At 69.3% G+C, this 22,515-nt stretch carries 20 protein-coding genes, 4 tRNA genes and 1 pseudogene; 7 read left to right on the plus strand and 18 right to left on the minus strand.

The features are described from left to right. Nucleotides 1-111: 111 nt before the first annotated feature. From alaS to BLU84_RS08050, 5 genes are all read left to right on the plus strand, one after another. Nucleotides 112-2,745 (plus strand): alanine--tRNA ligase, encoded by a 2,634-nt coding sequence (gene alaS, locus BLU84_RS08030; protein ID WP_074864983.1) that lies wholly within the window; start codon nucleotides 112-114, stop codon nucleotides 2,743-2,745. A gap of 144 nt (nucleotides 2,746-2,889) precedes the next feature. Next, nucleotides 2,890-3,093, plus strand: a complete 204-nt coding sequence (csrA, locus tag BLU84_RS08035) for a carbon storage regulator CsrA (protein WP_057948118.1) — start codon at nucleotides 2,890-2,892, stop codon at nucleotides 3,091-3,093. Between the two features lie 88 nt (nucleotides 3,094-3,181). Further along, nucleotides 3,182-3,274: transfer RNA gene (locus BLU84_RS08040), tRNA-Ser, on the plus strand. Nucleotides 3,275-3,402: 128 nt separating this feature from the next. Then, a tRNA-Arg gene (locus BLU84_RS08045) sits at nucleotides 3,403-3,479 on the plus strand. 563 nt (nucleotides 3,480-4,042) lie between these two features. Then, nucleotides 4,043-4,119: transfer RNA gene (locus BLU84_RS08050), tRNA-Arg, on the plus strand. Between the two features lie 202 nt (nucleotides 4,120-4,321). On the opposite strand, the gene BLU84_RS08055 is transcribed toward BLU84_RS08050, so the two are convergent. The 14 genes from BLU84_RS08055 to BLU84_RS08120 all read right to left on the minus strand — a co-directional run bounded on the left by BLU84_RS08055 (nucleotide 4,322) and on the right by BLU84_RS08120 (nucleotide 19,127). Continuing rightward, a complete protein-coding gene (locus BLU84_RS08055) occupies nucleotides 4,322-5,059 on the minus strand; it encodes a response regulator (protein ID WP_074864986.1) in 738 nt (245 codons plus the stop codon). Next, nucleotides 5,056-7,773, minus strand: a complete 2,718-nt coding sequence (locus tag BLU84_RS08060; RefSeq protein ID WP_074864988.1) for a sensor histidine kinase — start codon at nucleotides 7,771-7,773, stop codon at nucleotides 5,056-5,058. Before BLU84_RS08060 ends, BLU84_RS08055 begins: the two co-directional genes overlap by 4 nt. 181 nt (nucleotides 7,774-7,954) lie before the next feature. Then, entirely contained in the window at nucleotides 7,955-8,182 is a 228-nt protein-coding gene (locus BLU84_RS08065; RefSeq protein WP_074864990.1) for a hypothetical protein, read from the minus strand. Nucleotides 8,183-8,389: 207 nt separating this feature from the next. Beyond that, nucleotides 8,390-8,989 carry a potassium-transporting ATPase subunit KdpC gene (gene kdpC / locus BLU84_RS08070; protein WP_074864993.1) on the minus strand — a complete coding sequence of 200 codons (600 nt, stop codon included), beginning with the start codon at nucleotides 8,987-8,989 and terminating at the stop codon, nucleotides 8,390-8,392. Nucleotides 8,990-9,067: 78 nt separating this feature from the next. After that, nucleotides 9,068-11,131, minus strand: coding sequence for a potassium-transporting ATPase subunit KdpB (gene kdpB / locus BLU84_RS08075; RefSeq protein WP_074864997.1), 2,064 nt, complete (start codon nucleotides 11,129-11,131; stop codon nucleotides 9,068-9,070). Nucleotides 11,132-11,142: 11 nt separating this feature from the next. Further along, on the minus strand, nucleotides 11,143-12,861 hold the full coding sequence (gene kdpA, locus BLU84_RS08080; RefSeq protein WP_074865000.1) for a potassium-transporting ATPase subunit KdpA: 1,719 nt from the start codon (nucleotides 12,859-12,861) through the stop codon (nucleotides 11,143-11,145). A 132-nt stretch (nucleotides 12,862-12,993) separates the two neighbouring features. Next, nucleotides 12,994-13,086, minus strand: a complete 93-nt coding sequence (locus tag BLU84_RS08085; protein ID WP_057948112.1) for a potassium-transporting ATPase subunit F — start codon at nucleotides 13,084-13,086, stop codon at nucleotides 12,994-12,996. 14 nt (nucleotides 13,087-13,100) lie between these two features. After that, entirely contained in the window at nucleotides 13,101-13,847 is a 747-nt protein-coding gene (locus BLU84_RS08090) for a TorF family putative porin (RefSeq protein ID WP_074865003.1), read from the minus strand. Between the two features lie 240 nt (nucleotides 13,848-14,087). Continuing rightward, nucleotides 14,088-14,945 (minus strand): alpha/beta hydrolase family protein, encoded by an 858-nt coding sequence (locus tag BLU84_RS08095; protein WP_074865007.1) that lies wholly within the window; start codon nucleotides 14,943-14,945, stop codon nucleotides 14,088-14,090. Further along, nucleotides 14,938-15,750, minus strand: coding sequence for a bifunctional hydroxymethylpyrimidine kinase/phosphomethylpyrimidine kinase (gene thiD, locus BLU84_RS08100; RefSeq protein WP_074865012.1), 813 nt, complete (start codon nucleotides 15,748-15,750; stop codon nucleotides 14,938-14,940). The genes BLU84_RS08095 and thiD overlap by 8 nt, the downstream gene beginning before the upstream one ends. A gap of 84 nt (nucleotides 15,751-15,834) precedes the next feature. Next, nucleotides 15,835-16,518, minus strand: a complete 684-nt coding sequence (locus tag BLU84_RS08105; RefSeq protein WP_139174820.1) for a DUF5625 family protein — start codon at nucleotides 16,516-16,518, stop codon at nucleotides 15,835-15,837. Between the two features lie 3 nt (nucleotides 16,519-16,521). Then, nucleotides 16,522-17,919, minus strand: coding sequence for a PhoH family protein (locus BLU84_RS08110; RefSeq protein WP_074865018.1), 1,398 nt, complete (start codon nucleotides 17,917-17,919; stop codon nucleotides 16,522-16,524). Between the two features lie 145 nt (nucleotides 17,920-18,064). Beyond that, a complete protein-coding gene (locus BLU84_RS08115) occupies nucleotides 18,065-18,550 on the minus strand; it encodes a peroxiredoxin (RefSeq protein ID WP_074865021.1) in 486 nt (161 codons plus the stop codon). A gap of 16 nt (nucleotides 18,551-18,566) precedes the next feature. Continuing rightward, entirely contained in the window at nucleotides 18,567-19,127 is a 561-nt protein-coding gene (locus tag BLU84_RS08120) for a glycine cleavage system transcriptional repressor (RefSeq protein ID WP_074865024.1), read from the minus strand. Nucleotides 19,128-19,462: 335 nt separating this feature from the next. Here BLU84_RS08120 and dapA point away from each other — a divergent pair, with 335 nt between their 5' ends. After that, entirely contained in the window at nucleotides 19,463-20,368 is a 906-nt protein-coding gene (gene dapA, locus BLU84_RS08125) for a 4-hydroxy-tetrahydrodipicolinate synthase (protein WP_074865027.1), read from the plus strand. A gap of 19 nt (nucleotides 20,369-20,387) precedes the next feature. Next, a complete protein-coding gene (locus BLU84_RS08130; RefSeq protein WP_074865030.1) occupies nucleotides 20,388-20,912 on the plus strand; it encodes a hypothetical protein in 525 nt (174 codons plus the stop codon). Nucleotides 20,913-21,107: 195 nt separating this feature from the next. Here BLU84_RS08130 and BLU84_RS28395 read toward each other — a convergent pair. The 4 genes and pseudogenes from BLU84_RS28395 to BLU84_RS08145 all read right to left on the minus strand — a co-directional run. Further along, nucleotides 21,108-21,161: pseudogene (locus tag BLU84_RS28395) on the minus strand (DUF6053 domain-containing protein); the annotation flags it as partial. Nucleotides 21,162-21,174: 13 nt separating this feature from the next. Next, on the minus strand, nucleotides 21,175-21,804 hold the full coding sequence (locus BLU84_RS08135; protein WP_074865033.1) for a hypothetical protein: 630 nt from the start codon (nucleotides 21,802-21,804) through the stop codon (nucleotides 21,175-21,177). Nucleotides 21,805-21,931: 127 nt separating this feature from the next. Further along, nucleotides 21,932-22,255, minus strand: a complete 324-nt coding sequence (gene fdxA / locus BLU84_RS08140) for a ferredoxin FdxA (RefSeq protein WP_074865034.1) — start codon at nucleotides 22,253-22,255, stop codon at nucleotides 21,932-21,934. 182 nt (nucleotides 22,256-22,437) lie between these two features. Further along, a tRNA-Glu gene (locus BLU84_RS08145) sits at nucleotides 22,438-22,513 on the minus strand. Nucleotides 22,514-22,515: the final 2 nt, after the last annotated feature.

The following is a 22,515-nucleotide window of genomic DNA, read 5'->3' on the forward strand; positions in this document are numbered from 1 at the left end:
TAGGCTACGCGGCTTTCGGGTCCCGGGTTGCCTGTTCCAGTCGATGCCCCCATCGTGGTGGCATGGGTTCGGTCGAGCGCTCCGCTCCCGACCAGGCGAATCTTCCCAGGCATGAAAACGACCACCGAAATCCGCAGCGATTTCCTCGAGTTCTTTCGGGGCAAAGGCCACACCATCGTGCCGTCGGCGCCGTTGGTGCCGGCCAACGACCCGACGTTGCTGTTCACCAACTCGGGCATGGTGCAGTTCAAGAACGTGTTTCTCGGCAGCGAGAAGCCGGGCTATGTGCGCGCAGCCGACGTCCAGCGCTGCCTGCGCGCCGGCGGCAAGCACAACGACCTCGACCAGGTCGGCTACACCGCGCGCCACCACACCTTCTTCGAGATGCTCGGCAACTGGTCGTTCGGCGACTACTTCAAGGCCGACGCCATCGCCTGGGCCTGGGAGCTGCTGACCAAGGTCTGGGGACTGCCGGCCGAGCGCCTGCTGGTCACGGTCTACCAGACCGACGACGAAGCCTACGACCTGTGGCACAAGACCATCGGCATTCCGGCCGAGCGGATCGTGCGCATCGGCGACAACAAGGGCGCGCCGTTCGCTTCGGATAATTTCTGGCAGATGGCCGACACCGGCCCCTGCGGTCCGTGCACCGAGATCTTCTACGACCACGGCGCGCACATCGCCGGCGGCCCGCCGGGCTCGCCGGACGAAGACGGCGACCGTTTCATCGAGATCTGGAACCTGGTGTTCATGCAGTTCGACCGCCAGCCCGACGGCACCCTGGTGCCGCTGCCGGCGCCGTGCGTGGACACCGGCATGGGCCTGGAGCGTCTGGCGGCGGTGCTGCAGGGCGTGCACGGCAACTACGAGATCGACCTGTTCCGCCATCTGATCGCGGCCGCGGCGCGAGCCACCGGCACCGCCGATCTGGAAAACAAGTCGCTGCGCGTGATCGCCGACCACATCCGCGCCTGCTCGTTCCTGATCGTCGACGGCGTGCTGCCGTCCAACGACGGCCGCGGCTACGTGCTGCGCCGGATCATCCGCCGCGCCCTGCGCCACGGGTGGATGCTGGGCCAGAAGGGCCCGTTCTTCCACAAGCTGGTGCCGGCGCTGGTCGAGGTGATGGGCGATGCCTATCCCGAATTGACCGCCAAGGCCGAGTTCGTCGCCGCCGCGCTGGCCGCCGAAGAGGAGCGCTTCGCCGCCACCCTCGACTCGGGCATGCGCATCTTCGACGAGATCGCCGCGCGCTCGACCGACGTCATCGCCGGCGCCGACGCGTTCAAGCTCTACGACACCTACGGCTTCCCGGCCGACCTCACCGGCGACATCGCGCGCGAGCGCGGCCTGTCGGTGGACATGGCCGGCTTCGAAGTCGAGATGGAAAAGCAGCAGCGCAAGAGCCGCGAAGGCACCGACTTCGGCAACAAGACCGCGATGCCGGCCGAACTCGCCGCGCGCCTGGCCCCGACCGAATTCCTCGGCTACGACCGCCTCAGCGAAGCCGACCTGCAAGTCGTCGCGCTGCTGCGCGACGGCGTCGCGGTCGACGAGCTGCGCATCGGCGACGAAGGCGCGGTGATCCTCGAGCGCACCCCGTTCTACGCCGAAAGCGGCGGCCAGGTCGGCGACATCGGCCAGCTCGAAGCGGCCGGCACGGGTTTCCGGGTCGACAACACGCTCAAGTTCGCCGGCCAGTTCCACGGCCACATCGGCGTGCTGACCGTCGGCAGCCTCAAGGTCGGCGACCGCGTCAGCGGCGCGGTCGACACCAACCGCCGCGCCGCCACCGTGCTCAACCACTCGGCGACCCATCTGCTGCACGCGGCCCTGCGCCGCCTGCTCGGCGATCACGTCACCCAGAAGGGTTCGCTGGTCGCGCCCGATCGCCTGCGCTTCGACTTCTCGCACTTCAACCCGCTGACCGACGCCGAACTCGCCGAGCTCGAGCGCCAGGTCAACGCCGACGTGCGCCGCAACTACGAAGCCGAAGTCCACCAGATGGGCATGCAGGAAGCCCTGGACTTCGGCGCGATGGCGCTGTTCGGCGAAAAATACGGCGACCGCGTGCGCGTGCTGCGCATGGGCGAGGCCTCGACCGAACTGTGCGGCGGCACCCACGTGTCGCGTACCGGCGACATCGGCCTGTTCAAGATCGTCGCCGAAGGCGGCGTCCAGGCCGGCGTGCGCCGGATTGAGGCGGTGACCGGGCAGGGCGCGCTGGACTACGTGGCCGAAGAGGAAGCGCGCCTGGAGCAGGCCGCGCGCCTGCTCGGCGGCAACCCGGCGGACGTGGCCGACAAGCTGCGCGCGCTGCTGGACCGGCAGAAGAAGCTCGAGCGCGAGCTCGAATCGATCAAGGCCAAGGCCGCCTCCGGCGCCGCGGCCGACCTGGCCGCCTCGGCGGCGCAGATCGGTTCGGTCAAGGTCGTGGCCACCCGGCTGGAAGGTTTCGACGCCAAGGCGTTGCGCGAGGCGGTCGACCGCCTCAAGCAGCAGCTCGGCGATGCAGTGATCGTGCTGGCGGGCGCCAGCGACGGTAAGGCGGCCTTGGTCGCCGGAGTGAACGGAAGCGCGGCTGGCAAGGTCAAGGCGGGGGAACTCCTCTCGCACGTGGCCAGTCAGATCAACGGTAAAGGCGGCGGCCGACCGGATATGGCGCAGGGCGGCGGCGACGACGGCCCGGCCCTGATCCAGGCTCTTGCGGGCGTCGCGCACTGGGTTGAGAGTAAGCTTGTCTGAATGGCGAACAGTGACTGCTATCGCTTGCGACCTCGCTTGACCGGTCGCTAAGATGGTTCACGTTTGTGTACAAATTGAAGCATTCTTCCGCATGGAGAGAATGCCAACGCCGGTGCCTAAGGTGCCGGCTCGAGGAGGTTTTCAATGCTGATCCTGACGCGTCGCGTCGGCGAAACCCTGATGATCGGCGACTCGGTGACCGTCACCGTGCTCGGCGTCAAGGGGAACCAGGTGCGTATCGGTATTACCGCACCTAAAGATGTCGCGGTACATCGCGAGGAGATTTACCAGCGCATTCAGCGCGGCGAGGACGCGTCGGACGATTCGGGCAAACACACGGGCGGCTGATGAAAAAGTTCGCCTGAAACGCAGCGGCGGATATTGCTGTAATTCAGGCGAGCCGTTATGATTGCCGCCCGCATCGCTTAATAGATGCGGAGAGTTGCCCGAGTGGCCGAAGGGGCTCCCCTGCTAAGGGAGTATAGGGTCAAAAACTCTATCGAGGGTTCGAATCCCTCACTCTCCGCCAGTTGTACCGAAGCCGCCTTCGGCGGCTTTTCTTTCGCCGGACCGTCCATGCGACACGGACGGGCCAGCGGAAGGGTTTCACGGAAATGTTGACGGGCTGCAATTCGTCCGCCATAATTTTCCAACTAAGCGCCCGTAGCTCAGCTGGATAGAGCACCAGGCTACGAACTTGGGGGTCGGAGGTTCGAATCCTTCCGGGCGCGCCAAATTGAGAAGCCGGCAATCGCGAGATTGCCGGCTTTTTCTTTGCCTGCGATTCGGCTGCGCGATTACGCGCGCGATTGAGTGCATCGAATCGCGGAAAGGGCGTTCGTAATCGGTTGCTGTGTGCGATTGCGCGGCTTGCGCGGTCGTTCGTGTTGGCGCGGTCGCGGCTTGCGCCGCTCCTACAGGTAGGCCATGCAGCAGCGCCGCACGCGTGGCACGCAACTACCGTTCTCGCATGGGCTACCTGTAGGAGCGGCGCAAGCCGCGACCGCGAACGAAACGTCGCGACGAATGCCGGAAGGGCGGCCGCAATCGGCTGCGATCGCGCGACTTCGCGACCTGCGCGATCGTCATAGCGGCGCGGTCGTGGTTGCTTGTACCGACACTCCGCAACGTCGCGCAAATCCGCACGTCGTAACGCCTCGCCGATCCGATGCTTTCGACGATCGCGACGCCGAACGCGCGCGACCGCTGCAGGTTCTTACGCAATCTGTCGTCATGCCGTCGCGACGATGCAAAGGTGCTTCCCGTCGCGCGCGATACACGTCATAATTGCACTCAGGCGCCCGTAGCTCAGCTGGATAGAGCACCAGGCTACGAACTTGGGGGTCGGAGGTTCGAATCCTTCCGGGCGCGCCAAATTGAGAAGCCGGCAATCGCGAGGTTGCCGGCTTTTTCTTTGCCTGCGATTCGGTGCGCTAGACGACGGAACACGCACGCAATCGGTTGGCGCGTGCGATTGCGTGGCTTGCGCGGTCGAGGGTGGTGGCGCGGTCGCGGCTCGCGCCGCTCCTACAGGCAGATGCGGCGCATCCAGGTGGGCCGTTGTTTCGCGCCGCCGTCAGTGCTTGTCGATGAAACGCAAGCCCACGCCAGGTTCGGTGGCGATGTAGCGCGGGGCGGCGGCGTCGTCGCCGAGTTTGTGGCGCAGTTTGCCGACCAGGATGCGCAGGTAGTGGGTGTCTTCCTGGTGGGTCGGGCCCCATAGTTCGCGCAGCAGTTGCGGTTGGGTCACCACCCGGCCGGCGTGCTGGAACAGCAGGGCGAGCAGCGCGTATTCCTTGCGCGCCAGCGGGACCGGTTCGCCGTCCAGGTGCACTTCGCGCCGGGCCAGGTCGATGCGCAGGCGGCCGTCGTCGAACACCGGCAGGGTTTCGCCCTGCGGGCCGTGGGCGCGCAGCAGGGCGCGCACGCGCGCCATCAGCTCCTGCACGCCGAAGGGTTTGGTCACGTAGTCGTTGGCGCCGCCGTCGAGCGCGGCGACTTTCTCCGCCTCGCTGGAGCGCACGGTCAGCAGGATCACCGGCACGCCCGACCATTGGCGCAGTTCGCGCAGCACGTCGTGGCCGTCGCGGTCGGGCAGGCCGAGGTCGAGGATCACCAGGTCGGCGCCGCGCGTGGCCAGCGATTCCAGCCCGGCGTTGCCGGTGTCGGCCAGGTCCACCGCATAGCCCTGAGCGCGCAGGGCGATGTCGAGGAACTTGCGGATCTGCGGCTCGTCGTCGACCACCAGCACGCGCGCGGGCGGCGGCGCCTGCGGCGTTGCAACGTGCGGATGCGGGGCGTGTTCCTCGGTCATGGCGCGGGGGCGTCGGCCTTGGGTTCGGGTTCGATGGGCGGCAGGGTAATGCGGATCGTGGTGCCGCGGCGACCCTGGGCGTCGGGCTGGCCGGGCAGGGCGACCACGCTGCCGCCGTGGGCGCCGATCATGCCCTGGCAGATCGCCAGGCCCAGGCCGGTGCCCTGGCGGCCGCGGTCGCCGCGCTCCACGCTATAGAACATGTCGAAGATGCGCGCGCGTTCGTCCTCGGGGATGCCGGGGCCGCGGTCGCTGACGTCGATGCGCAGCAAATGGTCCGGGCCGCCGGGCTCGCCGTCGACGCGGCGCGCGTCCACCGTCACCGCCGCGTCGGCCGGGGAGAACTTGACCGCGTTTTCCAGCACGTTGAACAGCGCCTGCTCGATCAGCGCCGGATGCACCCAGATCGGCCCCAGCCCGGGCTGCACGCGCAGCTCGAAGCGCGCCGCCGGCTCGTAGCGCTGCAACCGGGTCACCGCCGAGCCGATCAGCTCGTCCACGCCGATCCAGTCGCGGTTGAGGGCGAGGCCGCCGTGGCCGAGCCGAGTCATGTCGAGCAGGTTCTGGATGTAGCGGTCCAGCCGCTCGCCTTCGATGCGGATGGTTTCCAGCAATGCGTGGCGGTCCTCGCGCGGCATCGCGTCGGCGTAGTTGTCCAGGCTGCTGGCGGCGCCAATGATCGAGGCTAGCGGCGAGCGCAGGTCGTGCGAGACCGAGGACAGCAGCGCCGAGCGCAGGCGCTCGGTCTCGCCGCTGACGCGCGAGTCTTCCAGGTCGGCGACCAGGCGGGTGCGCAGCACCGCCTGGGCGATGTCGTCGGTCATCGCCTCGGCCAGGCGCCGCTGCTCCGGCCCGAGCCGGGTCAGCGACGGCGGCAGGCGCAGGCCGACCAGGCCGGCGGCGGGCTTGTCGCCGGCGTCGCCGGCCAGCGGCAGCAGCCACCAGTCCGAACCGGCGAGCGTGTCGGTGTAGCGACCGGCCGGCTGGCGGTGCTTGAGCGCCCAGTCGGCGGCGGCGCGGTCCTTGTCGCTGAGCTCGGGCAGGTTCGGGCCGGCCAGCGGCGCCTGGCCGACATAGACGAACACCTCGGCGCCGAGCGAGCGCTTGAGCGCGCGCTTGCCCGCGCGCATCACCTGGCCGGCGTCGGCGGCGGTGGCCAGCTCGCGGCCGAGCGTCTGCAACTCGGTGGCGTGGGCGTTGGACGCGCGCAGCGCCAGCACCTGCATGCGCAGCTTCGACGCCAGGCGCCCGGCGACCAGCGCCGCGACCAGGAACAGCGTCACCGTGGTCACGCCCTGGCGCGCGCCGATCAGCAGGGTGTAGCGCGGTTCGATGAAGAAGAAGTTGTAGGCCAGAAAGCACAGCGCCGAAGCCAGCACCGCCGCGGTCATGCGGGTGCGCGCGGCGACCACGACCACGGCGACGATGAACACCAGCGACAAATCGTCAAGGCCGATCCAGCGTTCGGCGAAGCCGGCCAGGATCACCGCCATCGCCACCGCGAACACCGCCAGCGCGGCGTCGCTGCGGCTGAGCAGGCCGCGCAGGCGGCCGCCGTTCTCGCGCAGTGAGCGGCGCGCGCGGGCGCGCGCTTCGGGCGTGCTGACGATGGTCAGTTCGTAATGCGCGCCGCGCTGGATCAACTGCTGGGTCAAGGTGCGGTTGACCATGCGCGCCAGCGGCCGCTCGCGGGTGCGGCCGAGCACGATGGTGGAAACGCCGGCGCGTTCGGCGTGATCGAGCAGGGCGTCGACGATGCTGTTGCCGTGCAGCACCACCGCCTCGCCGCCGAGCCTGCGGGCCAGGGCGAAGGCGCGGTCGAGTTCGCTCTGGCTCTGCGCGTCGGGCGCGCCGCCGGTCTGCACGGTGACCACCAGCCACGGCGCGTCGCGGCGTTCGGCCAGGCGCCGGGCCACGCGCACCAGGTACTCGGATTGGCCCAGGCCGTCGATCGCCACCATCACCGCGCGCCGCAGCGGCACCCCGGGCAGGCCGCGCGCGGTCTGTGCCTCGCGCAGGTCGCTGTCGACGCGGTCGGCGGCGGTCTGCATCGCCAGTTCGCGCAGCGCGGTGAGGTTGGACGGCGAGAAGAACGCCTGCAGCGCGTGCGCGGCCTGTTCGGGCACGTAGACCTTGCCCTGCTGCAGCCGCTCGATCAGCTCGCGCGGCGGCAGGTCGACCAGGACGATGTCGCGCAGGCGGTCGAACAGCGCGTCGGGCACGGTCTCGCTGACGCGCACGCCGGTGATGCGGTGGACGACGTCGTTGAGGCTTTCCAGGTGCTGGATGTTGACCGTGGTGTAGACGTCGATGCCGGCGTCGAGCAGCTCCAGCACGTCCTGCCAGCGCCGCTCGTGGCGGCTGCCGGGCGCGTTGCGGTGGGCGAGCTCGTCGACCAGCGCGACCTTGGGCTGGCGCGCGATCAGCGCGTCGAGGTCCATCTCTTCCAGAGTGCGGCTCTGGTAGTCGCTGCGCTTGCGCGGCAGCACGTCTAGGCCTTCGACCAGGGCCGAGGTTTCGGCGCGGCCGTGGGTTTCGACGATGCCGACCACCACGTCGATGCCGCGGCGCTGCAGTTCGCGCGCGCGGCCGAGCATGGTGTAGGTCTTGCCGACGCCGGGCGCGGCGCCGAGAAAAATGGTGAGGCGGCCGGCGCCCTGGCGTTGCAGTTCGCCCATCAGGGCATCGGCTTGGGCGCTGCGGGGGTCGCTCATCGGTCGGGGTCCTGCTCGGCGGCGCCGGGCGGGTAGGGGCCAGGCGGTGGTGCGCCGGCGGCCGCCGCGTTCGCACCGATGCGCGGGGCGCATCGGTACGGGGCTCGCGCGCAGCATGGTGCTTGCCGCTGCGGCGCGCAAGCCGGCGCGGCGCGGACGCAGTCCGGCCGCGCCGACGCGGTTACAGCGGGTTGCCCGGATTGGCCGGGTTGCAGCCGTGTTCGCGCCAACAGGTCTTGTACATGGCCTGACACAGGGTGGGATTGTCGCCGGCGGCCAGACAGCGGTCGCGTTCGATTCCGCATTCCACGCACGGATGCGCGGCGGCGTAAGCGAAACCGGCGGCGAAGGTGACCGCGCCGGCCAGGGCCAGCAGCATCGTCTTCTTTCCTGCGAACAAGCGCTTCATGTGCTTCTCTCCTTGGCGCCAGATCGTTCTGGCGATTCGAGCCTAGGGGCCCGCGGTCGCAGCGAGCGAATCGCGTTCTCAGTTCCAAGGTTCGCAACATTTGCGATTTTGACAGTTGTTTTTTCGCATCGGGCGATGCAAGCGGCGGCGCCGACGCGCGGTGCGGATCGGCATCGCTCGACTCGGCGCCGCGCTGCGCGCGCACGCTCAGCGCGCCGCATCCAACGCGAGATTGAGCTTGAGCACATTGACGCGCGGCTCGCCCAGCACGCCGAACTGCGGGGCTTCGGTGTTCTGCGCGATCAGCGCTTCGACCTTGGCCGCATCCAGCCCGCGCGCCTTGGCCACGCGCGCGGTCTGCACCTGGGCCGAGCGCGGCGAGATGTGCGGGTCCAGGCCGCCGCCGGATTGGGTCGCAAGCTCGGCCGGCACCGCGCTTTCGGCGATGCCTTCGCGCTGGGCGATGGCCGCGGTTTCTTCGGCCAGGCGCTTGCGCAGGTCGGGATTGCTGCGCGCCTGGTTGCTGCCGGAGGCCGACATCGGGTCGTACTTGGCGGCGGACGGGCGCGGCTGGAAATAGCGCGCGTCGGCGAAGGGTTGCGCGACCAGCGCCGAGCCGACGGCGCGGCCGTCGTGTTCGACGATCGAGCCGGTGGCTTGCGCGGGGAATGCGGTCCGGCCGATCGCGGTGCCGGCCAGCGAGTAGGCCAGGCCGAAGCCGATCAGCGAGACGACGGCGTAGAGCAGCGGCGCGCGCAGGGATTGGCGGTCGTCGATGCTGGCGGCGCAGGTGGGTTGGGTGGTCATGTCGGTGGTCCTTTGTTCGTGAGGGTGTGGCCCTCACCCCAACCCCTCTCCCGCGAGCGGGAGAGGGGCTTTGTTGAGTCAGAAGATCGCGGAAAGCGCCATGTCGATCAGCTTGATCGCGGCGAACGGCAGCAGCACGCCGCCCAGGCCGTAGACCAGCATGTTCCGGCGCAGCAGCGCGACCGCGGTGGCCGGCTTGAAGCGCACGCCGGCCAGGGCCAGCGGGATCAGCGCGGGGATGATGATCGCGTTGAAGATCAGCGCCGCCAGCACCGCGTTGGTCGGGCTCGACAGATGCATGATGTTGAGCGCGGCCATCTGCGGGATCGCGGCGGCGAACAGCGCCGGCAGGATCGCGAAGTACTTGGACACGTCGTTGGCCAGCGAGAACGTGGTCAGCGCGCCGCGGGTGATGAGCTGTTGCTTGCCCACTTCCACCACCGCCAGCAACTTGGCCGGATCGGAATCCAGATCGACCATGTTGCCGGCTTCCTTGGCCGCCTGGGTGCCGGAGTTCATCGCCAGGCCGACGTCGGCCTGGGCCAGCGCCGGGGCGTCGTTGGTGCCGTCGCCGACCATCGCCACCAAGCGGCCGCCGGCCTGCTCGGCGCGGATCCGCGCCAGCTTGTCCTCGGGCCGGGCTTCGGCGATGTAATCGTCCACGCCCGCTTCGGCGGCGATGGCGGCGGCGGTGAGCGGGTTGTCGCCGGTGATCATCACCGTGCGCACGCCCATCGCCCGCAGCCGCGCGAAACGTTCCTTGACCCCGTGCTTGACCACGTCCGACAGCTCGACCACGCCGAGCACATAGCGGCCTTCGGCCACCACCAGCGGGGTGGCGCCGCCGCGCGCGACCTGCTCGACGCGAGCGGCCAGTTCCGGCGCGACCTCGCCGCCGAGCGAGCGCACGTAGTGGGCGATGGAGTCGCCGGCGCCCTTGCGGATCGAGCGTGCGCCGCCCGGATAATCGTCCGGCAGGTCCACGCCGGACATGCGGGTCTGGGCGGTGAACTGGATGTAGTCGGCGCGCTCGGGCTCGGGCGAGCTGCTGTGTTGTTCGCGCGCCAGGCGCACGATCGACTTGCCTTCCGGAGTCGGGTCGGCGAGCGAGGCGAGCAGGGCGGCGTCGCGCAACTGCGAGCGGTCGACGCCGGCGAGCGGATGGAACGCGGTGGCCTGACGGTCGCCGAAGGTGATGGTGCCGGTCTTGTCGAGCAGCAGCACGTCGACGTCGCCGGCCACTTCCACCGCCTTGCCCGACTTCGCCAGCACATTGGCCGACAGCGCGCGGTTCATGCCGGCGATGCCGATGGCCGGCAGCAGGCCGCCGATGGTGGTCGGGATCAGGCACACCAGCAGCGCGATCAGCAACAGCGGGTCGAGTTTGGCGCCGACGAAGCCGGCGAAGAACGGCAGGGTGGCGACCACGATCAGGAAGGTCAGGGTCATCGCCGCCAACAGCATGGTCAGGGCGATTTCGTTCGGCGTCTTCTGCCGGTTGGCGCCTTCCACCAGCGCGATCATGCGGTCGAGGAAGCTCTGGCCGGGCTCGGCGCTGACTTCCACCACGATCTCGTCCGACAGCACCTTGGTGCCGCCGATCACGCCGGAGCGGTCGGTGCCGGCCTCGCGCAGCACCGGCGCGGATTCGCCGGTGACCGCCGATTCGTTGATCGTGGCCAGGCCCTTGACGATTTCGCCGTCGGCCGGGATCAGCTCGCCCGCGGAGACGATCACCCGGTCGCCGGGCTTGAGCGTGGACGCGGCGACGCGGGTTTCGTTGCGGCCGACGGTGTCGAGCTTGCGCGCCACCAGATCGCGGCGCGCGGCGCGCAGCGAGGCCGCCTGGCCGCGGCCGCGCGCTTCGGCCACGGCTTCGGCGAAGTTGGCGAACAGCACGGTCACGAACAAGATCACGGTGACCGCGGCGCCGAACGCGGTGTTGCCGGGAGCGAAGATCGTGATCAGCGCCGACAGCACGGTGCCGAGCAGAACCACGGCCATGATCGGGCTGCGCACGGCGTGATGCGGGGCGAGCTTGACGAAGGATTCGCGGATCGCCGCGCGCAGGCCGGCGGCGTCCAGGCCGGCGACGGCGCCGGTGCGGCGTTGTACGCCCAGATGGGATTGGTTGTTGTTCATAAGGCTTTACCTCACAGAGCCTTGGTCGCCAGCGTGAGGTGGTCGGCGATCGGGCCGAGCACCAGCGCAGGCATGAATTGCAGGACGGTCAGGATCACGATCACCGCGATCAGGGTCAGCGCGAAGGTCGGCGTTTCCGCGTGCAGAGTGCCGCCGCTTTCCGGCGCCACGCGTTTGCGCGCGAGCAGGCCGGCCACCGCCAGCGGCACGATCAGCGCGGGGTAGCGGCCCAGCGCCAGCACCGCGGCGCAGCTCAGGTTCCACCAGTAGGTCGCATCCCCGAGCCCTTCGAAACCCGAGCCGTTGTTGGCGAACGCCGAGGTGTACTCGTAGAACACCTGGCCGATGCCGTGGAAGCCCGGATTGGAATTGCCGGTGATCGAGGGCAGGGCCAGAGTGATCGCGCTGAAGCCCAGCACCACCAGCGGCTGCAGCAGGATCAGCAGGGCCAGCAGGCGCACCTCGGGCGCTTCGATCTTGCGGCCGAACAGTTCCGGCGTGCGCCCGGTCATCAGGCCGGCCAGGAACACCGACAGCAGCAGATACACCAGGAACTGCTGCAGGCCGCAGCCGATGCCGCCCCAGATCGCGTTGATCAGCATGTTGACCATCGCCATGCCGCCGGTCAGCGGCGCCAGCGAGTCGTGCATGGCGTTGACCGAACCGTTGCTGCTCTGTGTGGTCAGCGCCGACCACAGCGCCGAATCGCTGGCGCCGAAGCGGGTTTCCTTGCCTTCCATCAGCGCCACGTCGGCGGTCGTGGCCGAATGCGCCTCCGACCACACCGACAGGCCGGTGGAGACGGTCGACATCAGCAGCATGCTGCCGAACACCAGCGCGGTGAGCTTACGCCGGCCGGTGAACGGGCCGATCATGAAGGTCACCGCGACCGGGATCAGGATCAGCGCGAGGGTTTCGATCAGGTTCGAAAACGGCGTGGGATTTTCCAGCGCGACCGTGCTGTTGGGGCCGTACCAGCCGCCGCCGTTGGTGCCGAGCTGCTTGGCGGCGACCATGGCCGCGACGGGCCCCACAGGAATCTTCTGTTGTTTCAGCTCGACGCTCTGGTCCAGCGGCGAAATCGTCGCACCGCTCTGGAGCGTCGACGGCACGCCTTGCCAAGTGAGCAACGCCGCCCACAGCAGGCACAGCGGAATCATGAAGCGCAGCGTGGCGCGGGTTACGTCGACCCAGTAATTGCCGAGGTCGCGGGTTTCGCCCTCGCGCGCCGCGGCGCCCGGGTTGGCCATCGCCTGGCGGCCGCCGAACAGGCCGCGCAAGGTCGCGACCACGATCGCCAGCCCCATCATCGGCGTCACCACCTGCAGGCCGACGATGCCGACCATCTGCGACAGATAGCTCAGCTGCGTCTGGCCGGAGTAATGCTGCTGGTTGGTGTTGGTGAGGAAGGACACCATGGTGTGCAGCGCGGTGTCCCAGCGCATGTTGGGCACGGCGTCGGGATTGAACGGCAGCCAGGCCTGGGTCATGAACAAGGCCCACACCGCGAGCGCGAGCACCGCGTTGCTGAGCAAGAACGCCAGCGCATAGCCGCGCCAGCTCATGCCGCGCGCCGGGTCGGTGCCCAGCGCGCGGTAGATCGCGCGTTCGACCGGCAGGAACAGCGGGTCCAGGCGCGAGCGGTCGCCGCGCATGACCCGCGCCAGATACAGGCCCAGCGGCCAGCCCAGGCCGACGGCCAGGGCGAAGACCAGGAAGATTTCGATCATGACGAACACCGGAAGGTGGTGGGGCGCAGCCCGCGCATCCGGCGCGGACTGGGCCCGGCGCGACTTCGCTGGAAGGCGAAAGCGCGCAGGAAAATGGAACCGCGACGCGTTCCGCGCGTCGCGGGCGCGCCGTCAGAAATCTTCGGGGCGCAGCACGACGTAGAGCAGGTACGCAGCGGCCACCAGGACCGAGATCGCGCACAGCATCGAGAGCCAGCCGGGCATGGTCGTGTCTCCTGTCAGAAGGACGCCTGGATCGCGGCTTCGACGCGCGAGCCGGCCAGGGAATCGCCGAAGATCCGCTCGGCGTTGCGGTCGGTGCCGTGCGCGGTCAGGCGCAGTTCGAACGGGCTCTTGAACGCCCAGATCGCGCTGAGCTGGCCGTGGGTGTAGCTGCGGTCGTAGACGTCGTCGAGGAAGTAATGGCCGACCGCGGCTTCCAGACGCAGCGCGTCGTTGACCGGGAAGCGCGCGCCGACCTGCGAATAGACGCCGCGGTCCTTGCTGCCGAGCGCTTCGTTGGAATACGCCAGCGACAGCCAGTAGTTGTCGCGGTAAGTCACCGTGCCGTTGAGCTCGGTCCAGTTCAGATCGACCGTGGTGGACGGGTAGCGGTAGTGCAGGACGTTGAGGTCCAGGGCCCAGTCCGGGGCGATCTTGCCGGCCCAGCCGACGGTGAAATCGAGTTCGCTGCTGGCGCGCGTCTCGGGCGCGAATTCGACGCCCGAGCCCCAGACCGAGGCATAGAAGCCGCTGCGATGCGCGGCCTTGAAGCCGACCTGCGCGGCCGGGTCGCCCTGGCTCTGCGAGCTGCCGCGCCAGACGTAGTCGCTGGTCAGCGCGGCCGAACCGCTGAGGGTGAACGAGGGCGTTTCCTCGGCCCGCGCGTTCGCGCCCAGCGCGAGCAGGCCGAGGCCGGCGCAGACGGCCAGCAGCAACGGAGCGGCGGCCTCGCGGCGACGGAACAGGTGGTGCGACGACGACATGGAAGTATCCGCAGAATGGGTGAACGAGGCCGGTTCGGCCACGTGTTCATTCTCGGAAGGTCGGGCGTAAAGCCGCTATTTCGTGATCGGCGTCGCCGCGTAAATTCGGCGTAAAAGATCGCGCCGGCGGCGTAAATGCGGGCGGCTACCTGTAGCAGCGGCGCGAGCCGCGACTGCGGGGTAGCAGGTCGCGTCGTATGTGCGGTGTCGCGGTCGCGGCTTGCGCCGCTCCTACAGGGGCTAGCGCAACAACGCGGCGACTACGGCGTCGGGCCGCTTCATCCAGGCGAAGTGATCGGCGCGAACGCCCAGCTCGCGCGCGCCCAGCTCCGTCGTTTCGACCTGCGCCAGCGGCAGCTTGCCGAGCAGGAAATCCTGCGACGCGCGCGGCACCAGCCAGTCGTCGGTCATGCGCACCGCACGCACGTCGACGCGCACTTGCGCCATGCCGGCTTGCATGTCCGCTTCGATCCCGCGCGCCGCGTACGCGCCGCTCAGCGCGGTGCGGCCCCAGTCGCGGATCAGGCTGCGCGCCTCGGTGCCGCCGAAGCCGATGCGGCGGCCGGGCAGGGTGCCGTTGACCTGGGCCAGCCACGGCAGGAAACGGTAGATCAGCGGCATCGCCAAACGCCGCGGCATCGGCCACGTCGGCCAGTACGGCGCGCCGCTGGCGGCCAGCCACAGCGCGCTGGGAATATTCGGATCGCGCTGCAACGCCGCCAGGCCCAGGCGCATGCACGCCATCTGCCCGCCGAGGCTGTGGCCGCCGACGATGCGGCGCACGCCCGGCAGCGCGGCGACGACTTCGGCGTCGCTGACCGGCAGGTCGTCGAGCAACAGTTCGCGGTAACCCCAATCGCGGTCGCGGCTAGCGCGCAAGCTGCTGCCGCCGTTGCCGCGCCACTCGTGCACGAACACGGCGACGCCGCGCGCGGCCAGCGCGTCGGCGAAGGGCTGGTAGTGGCGCGCGGCCACGCCCAGCGCCGGCAGCCACAGCAGGCTGGCGCTGGGGTTGGGCGGAATCGCGCAGAGCAGCGACCAAGTGTGGCCGTCGGCGGCGGCCAGCGCGCGCTGTTCGTGGAGCACGGGCTCAGCCATGCGGCGCGGCGCCGAAATGATCGAGCACCAACACTTCGCTGCGGCCGGGCCGGTAGCCCTGGCGCAGGGCGAGATGGACGTAATCGGCCGCGGCGATGCAGGCGTCTTCGAGCGAACGCCCCAGGCACAGGTTGGCCGCGACCGCCGAAGCCAGGGTGCAGCCGGTGCCGTGGGCGTCCACCTGCAGGCGCGGGTGCGCGATCTCGCGCGGCGCAGCGCCGGGCGCGGCGAACAGATCAACCACGTCGCCGTCGCCGGGCAGGTGGCCGCCCTTGAGCAGCACCGCGCGCGCGCCGAGCGCGAACAAACCCTCCAGCGCGGCGCGCATGGCGTCGCGGTCGGCGATCGGCGCGCCGATCAGCAATTCGGCTTCGGGCAGGTTCGGGGTGACCACGCTGGCCAGCGGCAGCAGCCGCGTGCGCAGCGCGTCCAGGGCCGAGGGTTCGAGCAGGCGCGCGCCGGAGGTGGCGACCATCACCGGATCGAGCACCAGCCACGTCGGCCGGTAATGCTCCAGCGCATCGGCGACGGCGTGGATGACCTCGGCGGTGGCGAGCATGCCGAGCTTGACCGCGCGCACCTCGAAGTCGTCGAAGCAGGCGTCGATCTGCGCGCGCAGAAAGCCGGTGTCGGGCACGTGCACCGCGCTGACGCCGCGGGTGTGCTGCGCGGTCAGCGCGGCCAACGCGCTGAGGCCGTGCACGCGGTGCGCGGCGAAGGTCTTGAGATCGGCCTGGATGCCGGCGCCGCCGCCGGAATCGGAGCCGGCGATGGTCAGGGCGGAAACGACGGAAGATGCGCTCATGGCGCAAGCGTAGCGAAAAGCGCCCGGCGCGGCAGCGCCGATCCGGGCGTCATCGCGGCGCGGCGGCCCCGTTTCGAACCCGCGTCAGGCCGGCGCAGCGGCCGCGCGTCGAGCGACCCACAGGCGGCGGCCGGCGAACCAGGCCAGCAGCAGCGCCGCCAGCATCAGCAGCGGATCCAGGAACACACACAGCAGGCGCCCGAACCAGGCCCACTCGGTCTGCCAACTGCTGCTGACCTTGGGACGCAGGCCGACGTTGATCACGGTCGTCACACCAGCCAGTTCCGGCACCGGCTGCGTCGCCTGGACCTGCAGCCGGTACCAGCCCGGCGGCGCGGCGAAGCTGGCGGCTTCGCGCCAGAACGTATCGCTGCTCCAGGCGTCCAGGCCTTCGGTCCGCGGTTCGCCCTGGGCGACGACGCGGCCGCTGTCGGCCTCGCTGAGCGACCAGCGCAGCGGCACCACCACGCCTTCGGAGACGCGCTGGCCGTTGCGCGGCACCGGTTCGGCGAGCAGGTTGCGCAGTTGTTCGCGGCCATCGGCCGGGATCAGGAACACCAACTGCATGCGATAGGAATCGCGCGCACGCAGGCGGATGCGCGCATCCAGCGCGCCGCCGCTGGCGACGGCGATCGGCGCGTCCTTCAGCGGTTCGGCCTGCAGATCGTCGGCCCAGAACTCGAAGCCGATCCGCGCCAGCAGCATCAACCCGAACAGCGCCAGCGCGAACCGCAACCCCGACGAGAACGTCCTTGTCTTCGCCTGCATCGTTTACAGGACTTCCGAAGCGTAATCAGCCAGACGCGAGCGCTCGCCGCGGCGCAGGGTCACGTGCGCGCTGTGCGCCCAGCCCTTGAAGCGGTCGACCGCGTAGGTCAGGCCCGAGGTGGTCTCGGTGAGATAAGGCGTGTCGATCTGCTCGACGTTGCCCAGGCAGACGATCTTGGTGCCCGGGCCGGCGCGGGTGATCAAGGTCTTCATCTGCTTCGGCGTCAGGTTCTGCGCCTCGTCCAGGATCAGCCAGCGGCTCAGGAAGGTGCGCCCGCGCATGAAGTTCATCGAGCGGATCTTGATCCGCGAGGCGAGCAGGTCGTTGGTCGCCGCGCGGCCCCAGGCGCCGCCGTCCTGGTTATGGGTCAGCACTTCCAGGTTGTCGGTCAGCGCGCCCATCCACGGCGTCATCTTTTCCTCTTCCGTACCGGGCAGGAAGCCGATGTCCTCGCCGACGCTGACCGTGGCGCGGGTCATGATGATCTCGCGGTAGCGCTGCTGGTCCATCGTCTGCGCCAGGCCCGCGGCCAGCGCCAGCAGGGTCTTGCCGGTGCCGGCGGTGCCGAGCAGGGTGACGAAGTCGATTTCCGGGTCCATCAGCGCGTTGAGCGCGAAGTTCTGCTCGCGGTTGCGCGCGCTGATGCCCCACACCGCATGCTGGTGGTGGCGGAAATCGTCGACGATCTGCAAGGTCACGCGCTCTTCGCCGACCTTGGTGACCTTGAGCTCGGACTCGTCGTCGCCGGGCAGGTACAGGAACTGGTTGGGATACCAGTCGTCGTTCTCGGTGCGGGCGATCTCGTAGAAGGTGCGGCCCTTCTCGGTCCACGACTTCAAGTCCTTGCCGTGGCGCTGCCAGAAGTCGTCCGGCAACGCGGTGGCGCCGGTGTAGAGCAGGCTGAAATCGTCGAGGGCGCGGTCGTTCTCGTAGTCTTCCGACACGATCCCGGCGATCGAGGCCTTGATCCGCAGGTTGATGTCCTTGGACACCAGCACCACCGGCGCGCCCGGCTCGCTCTCCTTGAGCGCGAGCACCGCGCCGAGGATGTGGTTGTCGGGGATGACCGTGCCGAAGCGTTTGCCGGCATCGAACGAATCGGTCTGGAAGCGCAGCTTGCCGATGCTCTGCGCGCCGCGCAGCTGCAGGCCTTGCGGACGCACCAGCGAGATGCCGCTGGAAATCTTGTCGGTGCCCTCGGCCTCGATCAGCTCGTTGAGGAAGCGGCTGACCTGGCGCGCGTTGCGGCTGGCTTCGGAGGTGCCTTTCTTGCCGTTGTCGAGCTCTTCGATGACCTGCATCGGCAGGTAGACGTCGTGCTCCTCGAACTTGAACAGCGCGGTGGGATCGTGCATCAGCACGTTGGTATCCAGCACGTAGATGCGCTTGCTTCGTGTCATCGACAACTCCGCGGGAGATTGGCGTGGCGGCACGCCGGGGGACAGGGAATCGGGACCTCGCGCGCCGGCGCGCAGGCTTGCGCGCACGGCGGCGCCGCCGTGGCCCGCGGGGCGGGACGGCGACGGGTCGGGGAAAGGGGCGGCCTCACTGGGCGGCGTGTTCCTTGAGTGCGGCGAGTACGGCTTCGGCATGCCCGGCGACTTTCACCGGACGCCATGACTGCACGATGACGCCCTTGGGGTCGATCAGGAACGTGCTGCGCTCCACGCCCATGTACTTGCGGCCGTACAGCGATTTTTCCTTGATCACGCCGAAGGCGTTGCACAAGGTTTCGTCCTTGTCGCTGACCAGGTCGAACTTGAAGCCCTGCTTGGCGCAGAAGTTCTGGTGCGACTTGACCGAATCGCGCGACACGCCCAGCACGGTGGCGCCGAGCTTCTTGAACTTCGGCACCGCGGCGTTGAAGTCCAGACCTTCGGTGGTGCAGCCGGGCGTGCTGTCCTTCGGGTAGAAGTACAGCACCAGCCAGCCGCCGGCGTAGTCCTTGAGCTTGACCGTTTCGCCGCTGGACAGGGCCAGGTCGTAGTGGGGGGCTTTGCCGCCGTAAGCGCGATCGCCGGTGTCGAGCATGTCGGAAACTTACCAGTCAGAACTTCATCGGATCCATGATGGCGTCGAGGTTCAGGTGGTCGCAGAACTCGAGGAAATCGTCGCGCAGCGCGGCGATGTGCATGCTGGAAGGCACGCCGATCGTGATCTGGGCCGAGAACATGTCCGCCCCGGTCTGCATCGCGCGGTAGCGCGAGCAGTGCAGGCTTTCGATGGTGATGCCCTGGCGGTCGAAGAAGTCGGCCAGCTGGAACAAGATGCCGGGCTTGTCCGCGGCGACGACTTCGACGATGTAGGGCAGCAGGCTGGACTGCACCTGCTTGGCGCCGGTGCGGTACCACACCAGCTTGAGGCCTTCCTCGCGCTCCAGCCGGGCCAGCATGGCTTCGAGCTTGGCGACCGAATCCCACGACCCCTGGGCCAGGGCGGTGACCGAGACGTCGCGGCCGACCGTGGACAGGCGCGCGTCGACGAGATTGCAGCCCGAATCGGCGATCCGGCGCGTCACCGACAGCAGCGGCGACTCCGGATGCGTCGTATAGGCGTTGATCAGGAGGTGGTTATCGTTCGGCGACGGCCGGGAAGCGGAATCGGTCAAGGCGGCGCCTGCAAGGGGAGCGATGTCGGCTCGGAGAATGAACGGCGTCCCGGGCCCGGGACGCGACTGCGGGTCAGCATACTTGCCCGCGCTTTCGCGCCGCAAGTAACATCGCCCGGTGTATGGCCGTCCGCAGGCGCGGTTTCGTGTCTGCAGGCCCGGTTTGGCGATACGCTGCGGTCCGCAGCGACCGGCCCGCGCCGGCCCGGTCGCCCCGGGGCTCGCGCCGCCGCGGCGGCGGACGTAGCGCCCGGTTCCATCCGTCCCAGCTTCAACCCGCTCCAACCGTCTCACGCGACCGCGCCCGCGGCCGCACCAGCTCACAGGGTTCCAACTTGCGACTTACCGGCAGCATCACCGCGCTGGCGACGCCGTTCACCGCGTCGGCCGAACTCGACCTGGACGCCTGGCGCTCGCTGCTGGCCAAACAGCTGCAGGGCGGCACCCAGGCGGTCGTGGTCGCCGGTTCCACCGGCGAGGCGGCGGCGCTGTTCGACGCCGAGTACGACACCCTGCTGCGCAGCGCGGTGGAATTGATTGCCGGGCGCATCCCGGTGCTGGCCGGCACCGGCCAGTCCAATACCGCCAAGACCATCGAACTGAACCGGCGCGTGGCCGCGCTCGGCGCCGACGCGGCGCTGGTGGTGGCGCCGCCCTACGTGCGCCCGACCCAGGCCGGCCTGCTCGCGCACTACCGCGCGATCGCCGACGACGGCGCGCTGCCGATCGTGCTCTACAACGTGCCCGGCCGCACCGGTTGCGACCTGCTGCCGGCGACGGTGGCCGAGCTGGCCGCGCATCCGCGCATCGTCGGCATCAAGGAAGCGGTGTCCGACCCGCAGCGCATGAACGAGCTGCTGGCGCTGAAGTCCGACGGCTTCGCCGTGCTCAGCGGCGACGACCCGACCGCCTGCCGGGCCATGCTGGCCGGCGCCGACGGCATCGTCTCGGTCGGCTCCAACGCCATGCCGGCCGCGTTCCGCCGCCTGGCCGACCTGGCCCGGGCCGGCAAGCGCGCCGAAGCCGAGGCCTGGGACGCGCGCCTGCGCCCGGCCTACGACTTCCTCGGCGTCGAACCCAACCCCATTCCGGTCAAGGCGCTGCTGGCCGCACAAGGCCTCGGCCACGGCCTGCGTCTGCCGCTGCAGACGCTGTCGGCCGCGCACGCCGACGCGCTGCGCCAGACTACGGCGCTGGCCGCCGAACTCGAACACCTTAGCCGCGCCGATCTCGCGGCCTGAATCCCTGCAGGAGATACCCATGCGTTCCAACGTTTCCATGTCCCGTGCCGTCGTCGCCGGTCTGCTGCTGGCGGTGGTCGCCACGTCGGGCTGCAGCTGGTTCCGCAAGGGCAACAAGCTCTATGCCGAAGCGCCGGAAAACCGTCCGCTGGAAGTGCCGCCGGACCTGGACCTGCCGCGCACCGACGGTGCGATGGCGATCCCGGGCGGCTCGGCCAGCGCCTCGGCCAACCGTCCGACTCAGGCCCAGCCGGGCGCGCCGGCGTCCTCGGCGCTGGGCTTCACCCTCAGCGGCAACCGCGACGACGCCTTCAACAAGGTCGGCGAAGTCCTCGGCAAGACCGAAGGCCTGACCATCGCCAGCCGCGCCCAGCTGCTCGGCGCCTACGACGTCAACTACCAGGGCGGCAACTTCCTGATCCGGGTCAGCGCGGTCGAGGCGGGCGCCTATGTCTCGGCGGTCGACCCGCGCGGCCTGCCGGCCTCGGGCGCCGGCCCGACCAAGCTGATCGCCGACCTGAAGACGGCGCTCGGCGGGCGTTGATCGAACGATTTCGGCCCGTCGCGGCCGGATGCGGAAACGGGCGCCGAGGGCGCCCGTTTTCGTTTGCGGGGGCGGGAGTGGCAGTCGGCTGAGACAAAGGCGTCGGGCCTGAAGGCCCTCCCACAAGAGCGGGCCCGTGCAGGCCGCCAGGCTCTTGTGGGAGGGCCGTGCTCCAGTGGGAGGCTCTTGGGGGGAGCGCCTTGCTCTTGTGGGAGGGCCTTCAGGCCCGACGCTCTTGCTCCAGATCGCCGAAGACCAAAGCTCAGCGCACCGCCAACCGGCTCATGCCCTCATTCAGCATCAGCCGCATCGCCCCGGCGCGCTGCGCCAGCGGCTGTTCGCCCAGGGCGTCGAGCAGCCACGCGAACGACTGGCAGCGCGCCTGCCGCGAGGTTTCGTCGGCGCCGTCGGCGTTGAGCCCGGCGCCGAAGCCGTCGTGCAGGATCATCGCCTTGGCCGCGGCCGACTTCAGCGACTGGCGGGCGCCGGAGGCGTCGTAGGGCTGGCGCGGGCTCTGCAGCCCGCTGGCGGCGATCTCGATCAGCGCATTGCCGAAACGCTGGTGGCTGTCGGGACTGAGCCGTTGCGCGGCCGCCATCAGCGCCTGCGCGCTGCGGTCGGCGGCGGGATCGAACAGGGCGCACAGGGTGGCGGCGTCGGCGCGGTCGCGCGAGGCGTTGCGCAGCGCCTGGAACAGGCCGTCGATGCGCTGGTCGGGCGCGCGCATCAAGGTGTCGTTGGCGCTGGCCATGATCGCGGCCGGGTCCAACTGCGACAGATCCAGTTGCGACAGATCCAGCTGCGAGAGGTCGAAACCGCGGTGCTGGGCGCCGGTCGCGGCGGGGGTGAGGCACAACGCGAGCAGCAGGCCGAACGGCAGGAGCTTGGACATGGCGGCGCGGCGTAGGAAGACCGCGGCCAGTCTAGGCGCGCGCGGATGAACGCATCCGCGCCGAAAATCGGGGAAATTCAGGACGTTGCGGAACTTTTCCGCGGCCGCGCGCGCGGCCTGGCCAGGCTCAGCGTTCGAGCAGGTCGATCTTGCCGGTCTTGCCTTCCCAGTCCTTGGCGTCGGCCAGGGCGTCCTTGCGCGTGGTGATCACCGGCCAGGCCTTGGCCAACTCGGCGTTGAGGGCGACGAAGCCTTCCTGGCCGGCCGGCACGTCGTCCTCGGGGTAGATCGCGTTGATCGGGCACTCCGGCTCGCACAGGGTGCAGTCGATGCACTCGTCCGGATCGATCACCAGGAAATTCGGGCCTTCGTGGAAACAGTCCACCGGGCACACCTCCACGCAGTCGGTGTACTTGCACTTGATGCAGTTCTCGGTGACGACGAAGGGCATGGCTGGGTCCTGTGATGGTCCGGTAGAGCAGGCCGGGCGGGCGATAGTTTAGCCACTCGCGCCGCGCCCGCCCAAGGCCGCGCGTGGCGTCTGGCGCGGCCGCGAGGGCGTCGTGGCGAGCGCGCCGCCACAACGAAAAAGCCCGCGCGAGGCGGGCTTTTTCTGCGACCGAGTCGCTGGTATGGCGCTCCCTACGGGATTCGAACCCGTGTTTTAGCCTTGAGAGGGCCACGTCCTAGGCCTCTAGACGAAGGGAGCGA

It is taken from the genome of Lysobacter enzymogenes, from assembly GCF_900106525.1.
In the GTDB taxonomy this organism is placed as follows: domain Bacteria; phylum Pseudomonadota; class Gammaproteobacteria; order Xanthomonadales; family Xanthomonadaceae; genus Lysobacter; species Lysobacter enzymogenes.

What these genes read in the sequence shown, in the direction of transcription:
- alaS (WP_074864983.1), top strand. Translation starts at nt 112, where the DNA reads ATGAAAACGACCACCGAAATCCGCAGCGATTTCCTCGAGTTCTTTCGG.
- csrA (WP_057948118.1), top strand. Translation starts at nt 2,890, where the DNA reads ATGCTGATCCTGACGCGTCGCGTCGGCGAAACCCTGATGATCGGCGAC.
- BLU84_RS08055 (WP_074864986.1), bottom strand. Translation starts at nt 5,059, where the DNA reads ATGACCGAGGAACACGCCCCGCATCCGCACGTTGCAACGCCGCAGGCG.
- BLU84_RS08060 (WP_074864988.1), bottom strand. Translation starts at nt 7,773, where the DNA reads ATGAGCGACCCCCGCAGCGCCCAAGCCGATGCCCTGATGGGCGAACTG.
- BLU84_RS08065 (WP_074864990.1), bottom strand. Translation starts at nt 8,182, where the DNA reads ATGAAGCGCTTGTTCGCAGGAAAGAAGACGATGCTGCTGGCCCTGGCC.
- kdpC (WP_074864993.1), bottom strand. Translation starts at nt 8,989, where the DNA reads ATGACCACCCAACCCACCTGCGCCGCCAGCATCGACGACCGCCAATCC.
- kdpB (WP_074864997.1), bottom strand. Translation starts at nt 11,131, where the DNA reads ATGAACAACAACCAATCCCATCTGGGCGTACAACGCCGCACCGGCGCC.
- kdpA (WP_074865000.1), bottom strand. Translation starts at nt 12,861, where the DNA reads ATGATCGAAATCTTCCTGGTCTTCGCCCTGGCCGTCGGCCTGGGCTGG.
- BLU84_RS08085 (WP_057948112.1), bottom strand. Translation starts at nt 13,086, where the DNA reads ATGCCCGGCTGGCTCTCGATGCTGTGCGCGATCTCGGTCCTGGTGGCC.
- BLU84_RS08090 (WP_074865003.1), bottom strand. Translation starts at nt 13,847, where the DNA reads ATGTCGTCGTCGCACCACCTGTTCCGTCGCCGCGAGGCCGCCGCTCCG.
- BLU84_RS08095 (WP_074865007.1), bottom strand. Translation starts at nt 14,945, where the DNA reads ATGGCTGAGCCCGTGCTCCACGAACAGCGCGCGCTGGCCGCCGCCGAC.
- thiD (WP_074865012.1), bottom strand. Translation starts at nt 15,750, where the DNA reads ATGAGCGCATCTTCCGTCGTTTCCGCCCTGACCATCGCCGGCTCCGAT.
- BLU84_RS08105 (WP_139174820.1), bottom strand. Translation starts at nt 16,518, where the DNA reads ATGCAGGCGAAGACAAGGACGTTCTCGTCGGGGTTGCGGTTCGCGCTG.
- BLU84_RS08110 (WP_074865018.1), bottom strand. Translation starts at nt 17,919, where the DNA reads ATGACACGAAGCAAGCGCATCTACGTGCTGGATACCAACGTGCTGATG.
- BLU84_RS08115 (WP_074865021.1), bottom strand. Translation starts at nt 18,550, where the DNA reads ATGCTCGACACCGGCGATCGCGCTTACGGCGGCAAAGCCCCCCACTAC.
- BLU84_RS08130 (WP_074865030.1), top strand. Translation starts at nt 20,388, where the DNA reads ATGCGTTCCAACGTTTCCATGTCCCGTGCCGTCGTCGCCGGTCTGCTG.
- BLU84_RS08135 (WP_074865033.1), bottom strand. Translation starts at nt 21,804, where the DNA reads ATGTCCAAGCTCCTGCCGTTCGGCCTGCTGCTCGCGTTGTGCCTCACC.
- fdxA (WP_074865034.1), bottom strand. Translation starts at nt 22,255, where the DNA reads ATGCCCTTCGTCGTCACCGAGAACTGCATCAAGTGCAAGTACACCGAC.